This window comes from Halorubrum sp. Eb13, assembly GCF_002252895.1.
GTDB lineage: Archaea > Halobacteriota > Halobacteria > Halobacteriales > Haloferacaceae > Halorubrum.
The window spans coordinates 1-2158 of record NZ_NHPE01000045.1; the positions used below are offsets into that span (position 1 = coordinate 1).

Sequence of the window (2158 nt, forward strand, 5' to 3'; positions counted from 1 at the left end):
CCCCACCGCCCGCCGAGTCCATCGCCCGCCGAGTCTAAGATCCGCCGAGTCTAGCGTCCGTCGGCCCTCGACTCCGGCGATCGACCCGACTCATCCGTCGCTCCGATCCGACATATCAAATCCCGGATCCTCGGTCGGCGGGCCGATTCGGACCCGATCCGGTGGGTCGTAGTTGCCCGACTGACACGACGAAACCGGAAATATCGAGTGACTGCGGGGGTCGAACCGCTGATCGATGTCGTTTATAACGGTATATTTATTTATTTAGAACGGCAATGTCCGGTCAGTTGCATGTACGACCTCACGGGTTTTCAGCGTGACCTGCTCTACGTGATCGCCGGCCTGGACGAGCCCCACGGGCTCGCGATCAAAGAGGAGCTGGAGGACTACTACGAGAAAGAGATCCACCACGGCCGGCTCTACCCCAACCTCGACACGCTCGTCGAGAAGGGCCTCGTCGAGAAGGGCCAGCGGGACCGGCGCACGAACTACTACACCCTGACCCGCCGCGGCCGACGCGAGATCGAGGCCCGGACGGAGTGGGAGACCGAGTACGTCGACCACTGAGCGGTCGGTTCCGTCTCCGCGGTCCCTCCCTCTCGCCTCTCTCTCCCCGCGCCGCGAGCCGCGGTTGGATGTTTCTCCAACGACCGCCGAATCGCCCCGGATTTATTCCATCCGCGTGCCACGCGTCACCATGGATCGCCACACGGCCACGCCCGACGTCACGGACCTCCCGGGCGATCGCGCGCGGGAGTGGGTCGACTACCACCACGAGTCGGCCGCGCCGAGCACGTACGTCTACGAGTTCGTCTGGGACCGCACCGCGCCCGCCGAGGGCCCGTTCTGCACCGACGTCGACGGCAACGTCCTCATGGACTTCACGAGCCACGTCGCCGCCGCGCCGCTCGGGTACAACAACCCGAAGATCATGGAACCGCTCGCGGAGTTCGACCTGGTCGACCCGCTGAAGATCGCGGGTCAGGACTTCTACGTCGCCGGCGGCGAGTCGCCCGGCGACGGGCTCCCGGGCTCGTCCGGGCTGATGGAGCGGCTCACCGAGGTCACCGACCACTACGACATGGACACCGTCTTCCTCTCGAACTCCGGGGCCGAGGCGGTCGAGAACGCGATCAAGATCGCGTACGACGACTCCGGCGGCGCCAAGCACGCGATCACCTTCGACGGCGCGTTCCACGGGCGGACGCTCGGCGCGCTCTCGCTCAACCGGTCCAAATCCGTTTACCGCCGGGAGTTCCCGGAGATCAGCGGCGTCCACGACGCCCCGTTCTGCGACGACCGGACCTGCACCCCGGAGACCTGCTCGTGCGGCTTCTTCGTCGACGGCGTCTCTCGGCTCCGGGAGAAGCTCGACCCCGAGCGCGGTCACATCGACCCGGACGACGTGGCGTACCTCATCTTGGAGCCGATCCAGGGCGAGGGCGGCGACCTCGTCGACGAGCACGACATCACCCTGATCGCCGACGAGATCCAGTCCGGCGTCGGTCGCACCGGCGAGATGTGGGGGTCCGACCACTACGCGCTCGAACCGGACGTGATCTCCAGCGCCAAGGGGCTCCGCGTCGGCGCGACGGTCTCCCGCTCGGACGTGTTCCCCGAGGAGAAGAGTCGGCTCTCGTCGACGTGGGGCGCCGGCGACGTGATCGCCTCCGCGCAGGGCGCGCTCACGCTCGACGCCATCCGGGAGTACGACCTCATGGACAACGCCACGGTCCGGGGCCGACAGTTCAAGGAGACGATCCGCGACGCCGACCTCCCGGGCGTGACCGACGTCCGCGGGAAGGGACTGATGCTCGCGCTCGACTTCGACTCGAAGGAGCGCCGCGACGCGGTCCAGAAGGGCGCGTTCTCCCGCGGGCTGCTCACGCTGGCGTGCGGCCACGACGTGCTCCGGATCCTGCCGCCGCTCGACGTCACCGAACGCGAGATCGACCTCGGCTGTGACCTGTTGGCCGCCGCCATCGCCGAAACGGCCTGAACGACGCGTTACCGGTCCGCGTACCACTCCGCGAACTTCTCTAACGCCCGCCCCCGGTGTGACACCGCGTTCTTCCGGTCGGTGTCCATCTCGGCGAACGTCTCGCCGTCGTGTTCGAAGATCGGGTCGTAGCCGAAGCCGCCGTCGCCGCGCGGCGCC

General features: G+C 67.6%; 3 protein-coding genes. 2 read left to right on the forward strand and 1 reads right to left on the reverse strand.

Translation table 11 applies throughout. The annotated features are described in order from the left end of the window. The first annotated feature begins 291 nt into the window (after positions 1-291). Together DJ75_RS05415 and DJ75_RS05420 are read left to right on the forward strand one after the other, a co-directional pair. Positions 292-567, forward strand: coding sequence for a PadR family transcriptional regulator (locus tag DJ75_RS05415; RefSeq protein ID WP_094523274.1), 276 nt, complete (start codon positions 292-294; stop codon positions 565-567). Between the two features lie 130 nt (positions 568-697). Beyond that, complete coding sequence (locus DJ75_RS05420; protein WP_094523276.1) at positions 698-1999, forward strand: aminotransferase class III-fold pyridoxal phosphate-dependent enzyme; 1302 nt, start codon at positions 698-700, stop codon at positions 1997-1999. 8 nt (positions 2000-2007) lie between these two features. Here DJ75_RS05420 and DJ75_RS05425 read toward each other — a convergent pair. Beyond that, positions 2008-2158 (reverse strand): non-canonical purine NTP pyrophosphatase (locus tag DJ75_RS05425; protein ID WP_176451424.1); only part of this gene is annotated, 151 nt, incomplete at its 5' end.

Excerpts from the sequence above, each read along its gene's own strand:
- DJ75_RS05415 (WP_094523274.1), top strand. The coding sequence starts at position 292 with ATGTACGACCTCACGGGTTTTCAGCGTGACCTGCTCTACGTGATCGCC.
- DJ75_RS05420 (WP_094523276.1), top strand. The coding sequence starts at position 698 with ATGGATCGCCACACGGCCACGCCCGACGTCACGGACCTCCCGGGCGAT.